The organism is Thermoflexus hugenholtzii JAD2 (assembly GCF_900187885.1).
Classification (GTDB): domain Bacteria; phylum Chloroflexota; class Anaerolineae; order Thermoflexales; family Thermoflexaceae; genus Thermoflexus; species Thermoflexus hugenholtzii.
Window position 1 is genome coordinate 97,522 of the sequence record NZ_FYEK01000078.1, and the last position, 7,287, is coordinate 104,808.

The 7,287-nt window shown below is 68.9% G+C and carries 7 protein-coding genes; all 7 read right to left on the reverse strand.

The window, feature by feature from the left end; genetic code table 11:
* Positions 1-10: 10 nt before the first annotated feature.
* On the reverse strand, positions 11-1,462 hold the full coding sequence (locus CFB18_RS14760; RefSeq protein ID WP_088572562.1) for an aldehyde dehydrogenase family protein: 1,452 nt from the start codon (positions 1,460-1,462) through the stop codon (positions 11-13).
* A gap of 95 nt (positions 1,463-1,557) precedes the next feature.
* The gene (locus CFB18_RS14765; RefSeq protein WP_088572563.1) at positions 1,558-2,697 is read right to left on the reverse strand and encodes an ABC transporter substrate-binding protein; all 1,140 of its coding nucleotides are present in this window, start codon (positions 2,695-2,697) and stop codon (positions 1,558-1,560) included.
* Between the two features lies 1 nt (position 2,698).
* A complete protein-coding gene (locus CFB18_RS14770; protein WP_088572564.1) occupies positions 2,699-3,358 on the reverse strand; it encodes an ABC transporter ATP-binding protein in 660 nt (219 codons plus the stop codon).
* Between the two features lie 5 nt (positions 3,359-3,363).
* Positions 3,364-4,110: an ABC transporter ATP-binding protein gene (locus CFB18_RS14775; RefSeq protein WP_088572565.1), complete on the reverse strand. Its 747-nt coding sequence runs from the start codon at positions 4,108-4,110 to the stop codon at positions 3,364-3,366.
* Positions 4,080-5,048, reverse strand: coding sequence for a branched-chain amino acid ABC transporter permease (locus CFB18_RS14780; RefSeq protein WP_088572566.1), 969 nt, complete (start codon positions 5,046-5,048; stop codon positions 4,080-4,082). The genes CFB18_RS14775 and CFB18_RS14780 overlap by 31 nt, the downstream gene beginning before the upstream one ends.
* Positions 5,045-5,941 (reverse strand): branched-chain amino acid ABC transporter permease, encoded by an 897-nt coding sequence (locus CFB18_RS14785; RefSeq protein ID WP_088572567.1) that lies wholly within the window; start codon positions 5,939-5,941, stop codon positions 5,045-5,047. The genes CFB18_RS14780 and CFB18_RS14785 overlap by 4 nt, the downstream gene beginning before the upstream one ends.
* 64 nt (positions 5,942-6,005) lie before the next feature.
* Positions 6,006-7,287: ABC transporter substrate-binding protein (locus CFB18_RS14790; RefSeq protein WP_088572568.1), on the reverse strand; the 1,282-nt coding region annotated here is incomplete at its 5' end.

Consider the following 7,287-nt stretch of genomic DNA (forward strand, 5'->3'; position numbering starts at 1 on the left):
CACCTCCTGGTCATGGGGCGGGGCGGATGACCACCATGTGGACGTTAGTCATCTCCTCGATGGCGTAGCGCAACCCTTCCCGCCCCAATCCGCTTCCCTTCACCCCCCCGTAGGGCATATGATCCGCTCGGAAGCTGGGGGTGTCGTTGATAATGATGCCGCCGAAATCCAGCCCCTGGACCGCCCGCAGCACCCGGTTGATGTCCCGGGTGAAGACGGCCACCTGGAGCCCGTATTCGGTGGCGTTAGCGGCGGCGATGGCCTCCTCGAAGTCGTCCGCCTCCAGCACCGAGGCCACCGGCCCGAAGACCTCCTCCCGCACCACCCGCATCTCGGGCCGCACCCGGATCAGGACGGTGGGCCACACCACCGGCCCCTCCCGCCGGCCCCCGGTGACGGCCTGGGCGCCGCCGCCCAGGGCCTCCTGGATCCATCCCTCCACCCGCATGGCCTCTCGCTCGTCGATGAGCGGCCCCACATCCACCCGTTCGTCCAGGGGATCGCCCACCACCATCTCTGAGGCCGCGCGGCTGAAGGTCTCTACCAGCGGCTCGAAGATCCTCCGAACGCCATAGATCCGCTGGACCGAGATGCACACCTGGCCGGAGTTGTAGAAGGCCCCCACCGCCAGCCGCCGCGCCACCCAATCCAGATCCTGGACGTCCTCGGCGACAATGACGGGGGTGGTGTTGCCCAGCTCCAGGGTCAGCTTCTTGATCCCCACCACCCGGGTCAGGCGCTCCCCGACGGCGCGGCTTCCGGTGAAACTCACCTTCCCCACCCCCGGATGGGCCGCCAGCCACTCCCCGACGGTGCCCCCGGGCCCGAAGATCAGGTTGAAGCCTCCGGCCGGCACCCCGGCGGCCTCCAGGACCCGGGCGAGCAGGACGGCGGTGAGGGGGGTGGCGCTGGCCGGCTTGAGCACCACGGCGTTCCCCGCCGCCAGGGCGGGGGCCACTTTGTGGGCCACCAGGTTGAGGGGGAAGTTGAAGGGGGAGATGGCCGCCACCACCCCCACCGGCCGCCGCACGTAGAACCCGAAATATCCTTCCCCTGCGGGCACCGCGTCCAAGGGGATCACCTCCCCCTCGATCCGCCGGGCCTCCTCCGCGGCGATGGTGAAGGTCCAGATGGCCCGCTCCACCTCCGCGCGGGCCCACTTCAGCGCCTTCCCCGCCTCCGCGGCGATCAGCCGGGCGAACTCCTCCTTCCGCTCGCGGATCATCCCCGCCGCCCGCAGCAGGATCTCTGCTCGACGCCAGGCCGGAAGGGCGGCCATCGCCTTCGCGCCCTCCTGGGCCGCGGCCACCGCCGCATCCACGTCTTCCCGCCGCGCCTCGGGCACCTCCCCGATCACCTCGCCGGTGTATTTGTCCCGCACCGGGATCGGCGCCCCTCCATCCACCCACTGGCCCCCGATGAAGAGCCGGGCTGGGCCGAAGGTCACACGCTCCCGCACCATGGCGCGCCTCCTCGCTCGGGATAGGATCGGACCTCGTGGAGCCCTTGTCTGTCTACCAGGTTACCACGGATCTGCAGGGCCTTGAACCCAGCGCCTCAAAAGATCCCCACCTCCGGCGGCGGGGTGATGGCCTCGCCCGGGAACGTCCAGATGGGATCCAGGATTCGGAAGGGATAGTCCGGATGGGACTTGGTCTCCCCCCAGACCACATCCGCCACCACCTGATGGTCCTCCCGACGCAGCGTGATCCGACCCATGGGAGCCTCGTAGCCAATGCCCTCCAGGTAAGGGATCAGGCCTTCCGGCTCCAGTGTCCCGGCCCGCCGGATCGCCCCGGCCAGCAGGCGGAGGCCCAGGTAGGCGTTCTGGGCGTTGTAGCTGGGATAGCGGCCGTAGCGCCGGAAGTACGCCTCGACGAAGCGCCGGTTCTCCGGGGTGTCCGGCCACCGAAACCAGTAACGCGTGCCCACCCACAGTCCCTGAGGCATCTCCTCGCCTAAGGCTTCCAGCACCTCCAGGGCGGCCCCCAGCTCCATAAAGACCGCGCAGCGCCGGAACAGCCCCATGGCCTGCCCCTGGCGGATCAGGCGGACCAGGTCGCCGCCCCACGAGGAGATCCAGAGGGCCTCCGCCCCCGAGCGCATCGCCTGCCGGATCCAGGGAGTGAGGTCTTCCGCCCCCGGCGGATGGAAGATCCCTTCGGGGAGGAGCTCGGCCTCCGGCTTGAGCTCCCGGAGGAAGCGAGAGAAATAGGCCCAGGAGAAGTAACCGAAGGAGTAGTCCGGGCCCAGAGTGGTCCATGTGATATACGGCAAGGGGGCCACCAGGAGGGCGCCCGCCCGGGCGTTCTGGGCCACATTGATGCTGCAGCGGAACACATAGGGGTTGAAGAGCTCGCCAGTGATGCGGGGGCTAGCGGCGTGCGTGACCATCAACACGCACCGGAGCTCCGGGAGCAAAGGGACCACCGCCTCGGCGACGGCGCTGGAGTCGATGCCGATGAACAGGCGGACGCCGAGCTCCCGCGCCATACGGCGGACGACCTCCACGGCGTGGGCGGGGCTTTTCTCGTCCTCGATGAGCAGCTCCACCGGCCGCCCCAGGAGACCGCCGGTGGCGTTGATCTCCTCCGCCGCCAGCTCCAGGCCCTGCCGCGCGGAGGCCCCATAGGCGGCCGCCGCCCCGGAGAGGGCATACAGGGCGCCGATGCGGACCGCTCGCTCCGAGAGGCCCATCTCACTGCCCTCCCTCGCCGGGATCCTGGATCTCTCCCCGCTCGATGGTGTAGATGCGCTCCGCCAGGGCGCTGATCCGGTGGAGATCGGACTCCGCCACCAGCACCGCTATGCCCTCCGTCCGCAGGCTTTGCAAGATCTCCCCCAGACGAAGCGCCATGGCGGGCGACAGCCCCTCGAAGGGTTCGTCCAGGAGCAGCAGACGGGTCCCGTGCATCAGCGCCCGGGCCAGGGCCACCAGCTTCTGCTGGCCCCCGCTGAGCTGGGCGGCCCGCCGCTCGGCCAGCTCCGCCACCTCCGGCATCCGTTCATAGACCCAGCGGAGACGCTCCGGGGCCCCAGGAAGGCCGATGGCCCACGCCGGCAGCAACAGGTTCTCCTCTACCGTCAGCGGCCCGATCAGCCGGCGGTCCTCCGGCATGTAGCCGATCCCCAGGGCAGCCCGCCGATGGGCCGGCAGGGGACGGAGATCCTGTCCCTCCAGGCGGAGGCTCCCGCCCTGGAGCGGGACCAGCCCCATGATGGTCCGCAGGGTGGTGGTTTTGCCAGCCCCGTTACGGCCCACCAGGCCGGTGATCTGGCCCGGGAAGGCCTGCAGGCTTACGCCTCGCAGGATCGGGAAGCCCCCCAGGGAGACGCGCACGTCCTCGAGCTCCAGCATAGGGCTTACTCCCATCCCAGCACCGCGCGGCGGATCTGGGCGTCGGCGAAAAGGGCCTGCGGGTCGCCGTCCGCCACCACGCGGCCGTTGTGGAAAACCAGCACCCGCTGGGCGTAGCGATACACCACCTCCATGTCGTGCTCCACGAAGAGAGTGGTCACCCCGGCGCGCCCCAGGACCTCCATCAGGATCTCCATGACCCCGAATTTGTCCTGGGTGCTCACCCCGCTGGTGGGCTCGTCCATCAGCAGCACCGTCGGCCGCAGGGCCAGCGCCATGGCCACGTCCAGGAGCTTCCGCCCCCCTTCCGGCAGCTCCCTCACCGGGCGCCGGGCATAGTCGGCGAGCCGGAAGGCAGCCAGCAGCTCCATCGCCTCGGCCACCGCGTGGTCCCGCCCCAGCGGCCCCCAGAAGTCCAGCCCCCGCCCGGAGCGGGCGGCGATGGCCAGCAGGAGGTTCTCCAGGACGGTCAGCCCGGGGTAGAGCTGGGGGATCTGGAAGGAACGCACAATGCCCATCCGGGTGATGGTCCGCGGCGGGAGCCCGGTGATGTCCACCCCCCGATACAGAATCCGACCCCGGTCCGGGCGGACGTAGCCGGTGATCAAATTGAGGAACGTGGTCTTCCCAGCCCCGTTGGGCCCCACCAGGCCCACCCGTTCCCCGGGGCGGATCTGCACGTTCACGTCCTCGGCAGCCACCACCCGACCGAAGGTTCGGGTCAGGCCCCGCGTTTCCAGGACCACATCCATCCGGACATCCTCCGCGTGATGAGCTCGTAGAGGGACCAGAGCCCTCCGGGGGCGAACCCCACGATGGCCAGCATGATCAATCCCAGCCCCATCTGCCAGGTGTAAGGGATGTATTTATAGGCATAGGTCCGGAGGAACTCGAAGACGATGGATCCCACCAGCGGGGCGAAGACGTTCCCCGTCCCCCCGAGCAGGGCGACGAAGACGAACTCCCCTGAGGTGGTCCAGTAGGCCAGGTTCGGGTCGATGTGGCCCACGCTCATCGCGCTCAGGGCCCCGCCCAGCCCGCCCATGGCCCCCACGAGGAGCACCGTGATATAGAGGGCACGGCTCACCGAAAGCCCCAGGTATTCCACCCGCACCTCGTTGTCCCGGATGGCCCGCACGGTGTAGCCCAGGGGGGATTGGAGATACCGGAAGATCAGGAAGACCATCACCGCTGTGCAGGCGAGGGTGAACAGATAAAGGGCGGAGCCCAGATGCTCCTCGGGGGGGCTCCAGCCCAGAAAGGTCGGAGGGGGGATGCGCAGCCCGTCGGTGCCTCCGGTGATCCAATAGGCCTTCACCAGGACGCCGTAGAGGATCATCGAGAAGGCCAGGGTGAGCATGGCGAAGAAGATCCCCCGGTAGCGGGCCAGCAGCGGCCCGGTGAGGGCCGCGATCCCCAGGCCTGCTCCGGCCCCCAGGGCCACTCCCACGAGGGCGTCCCGAAGCCCCAGGTCCCGCACAGCGAACCCCACCGCGTAGGCCCCGGCGGCGAAGAAGAGCCCCTGTCCGAAGGAGACCAGCCCGGCCTGCATCAGCAGCACCACCCCCAGCACCAGCAGCCCGCGGGCCAGGGCCAGGGTGAGCAGGAACCGGCTCCAGCCGGGCAGGAGGAGCCCCAGCCCGGCCATCCCCGCGATCAGGATCAGCCCTCCGAAGGGGCGGAGCTTCATACCCGTCGCACCTCCTCCATCCCGAACAGGCCGTGCGGCCGAAGGAGCAGCACCATCGCCATGACGAGATAGATGGCGAAGAGCTCCAGCGCCGGGATCCGGTGCACCATCAGGGAGCGGACCAGGCCCACCAGGAGGGCGCCGGCCGCCGAGCCCTCCAGGCTCCCCAGCCCCCCGATCACCACCACCGCGAAGGCGAGGACGATCACCTCCACGGAGAGGCCGGGGACCACGGAGATCATCGGGGCGGTGAAGGCGCCCCCTAAGGCGGCCAGGACGGCCCCCAAGGTGAAGGTGAGCAAGGAAACCCGGGGGACGTTCACGCCCATCGCGGCGCTGATCTCGGGATCATGGATCATGGCCACCACCAGCCGGCCGATGCGGGTGCTGTGGATGAAGAGATAAAGCGATCCACCGGCCAGCAGCGCGACCCCGAGCAACAAGAAGCTGTAGCCCGGATACGGGATGCCCCCCAGCTGGACGATCCCCAGCAACCCGTAGGGCTTGTAGGCGTAGTAGGGGTTCACCCCCCACACGAGCTTCATGAGATCTTCCAGGATCAAGAAGAGGGCGTAGGTGGCCAGGAGCTGGTAGACGGGATCGCGTCCGTAAATCCATCGCAACAGCCCTCGCTCGATGAGGGGGCCGGCGACGGCTCCCACCACCAGGGCGGCCCCCAGCAGGGCCAGATAGCTCCCCAAGGGCCAAAGCCCCCGGTCAAAGTAAACGAGCACCACCGAGGCAGCCGCGTAGGCCCCCAGTGCGTAGAGGCTGCCGTGGGCCAGGTTCAGGATGCGCAGCACCCCGTAGATCAGGGTGAGCCCCGCGGAGATCAGAAAGAGCCACGAGGCATACACCAGCCCATCCGTCAGGATGATCAGCGCCGTCTCCATCCACGCCCCTCCGCGTCGGGAGGGGGGCAGGGCCTGCGCCCTCGCCCCCCTCCCTTAATGGAAATTACGGGCACTTCGCCCCGGGGAACCCCTGGGCGATCCAGTCGGGGGTCTTCATCCCGTCGGGCGGGTTCACGCACTCCGCGGGGAACTCCATCACATCTGTGAGCTTCACCTCCCCGGTCGCCGGATCGAAGTCCCCTGTGATCCCCAGGACGATCGGCTCCACCGCCTGATGGCCCTTCCCCAGGGCCATGCGGATCGTCCCGCTGGGGGTCTCGAACTCCAGATACTCGAAGGCCGCGATCACCTGATCCACTGTCGGCCACTTCCCGCCGTTGGCGGCGATGGCCTTCTCATAGGCGGCCTTCACGCCCAGGATGGCCTGGGCGATGTGGTAGGAGGGGTAGACCGGGCGGACCACATAGCGGTCCTTATAGATCTTCACGAACCAGTCGTTGAGAGGCGTCTTCGGGGCCAGGGCCCCGTGAGGCCCCCGGCCGGCGATCACGATGCCCTTCGGAACATCCCGGCCCAGGCGGGGGAGGATGGTATCCCCGGTGGTCAGGATGGCCGTCGTCTGCTGGAAGAGCCCGCGAGGGGCGGCTTGGATCACAAAGGCCTCCAGATCACCGCCCCAGAAGCTGGTGTGGACCACCTCGGGGCGGGCGGCGAGCATGGCGGAGAGCTCCGCCGAATACTCGCCGGCAAACAGCCTGGGGAAGTGCTCCCCGACCACCTGCACATCCGGCTTGAGTTTGAGCACAGAATCCCGGAAGGCAGCCCAGGAGTCCTGGCCCCAGGCGTAGTTCTGGTTGATCCCCGCGATGCGGCGCAGATTGGGCTTCATCCGCAGGATGTAGCGGGCGGCGCCGACGTTCTCGATCACCTGATGGGCGTGGGTCCGGAAGACGTAACGGTAATCCCGCTCTTCGAAGATCTGGTTGGTGCCGCAGTCAAAGAGCACGGTGAGGGTCTTGAGCTCCTCGGCCACCGGGGCCACCGCCAAGCAGTCGGAGCTGGAGATGTAGCCGATGACCAGGTCCACCTTCTCCTCCAGCACCAGACGGCGGAACTCCGCCACCTGCTTCTCCGCGCCGCCGGCTTCGTCCACGTAGATGGCCTGGATCGGGACCCCGCCGATCCCCTTCTGGTCGTAAGGGGCGGGAGCGTTGCCGGCGTTGAGGTTCTCGATGAGAACCTCCGCGGCGTTGCGAGCGGGCACTCCGAAGGGCGAGGCCGCCGGGCCGGAGAGGAAGGTCACGATGCCGATCTTGAGGGCGGCCGGGGCCCCGGGGACGGCGGGGGTCGGCGTGGGGGGCGCCGCCGTCGGGGTCGGGCCGGCC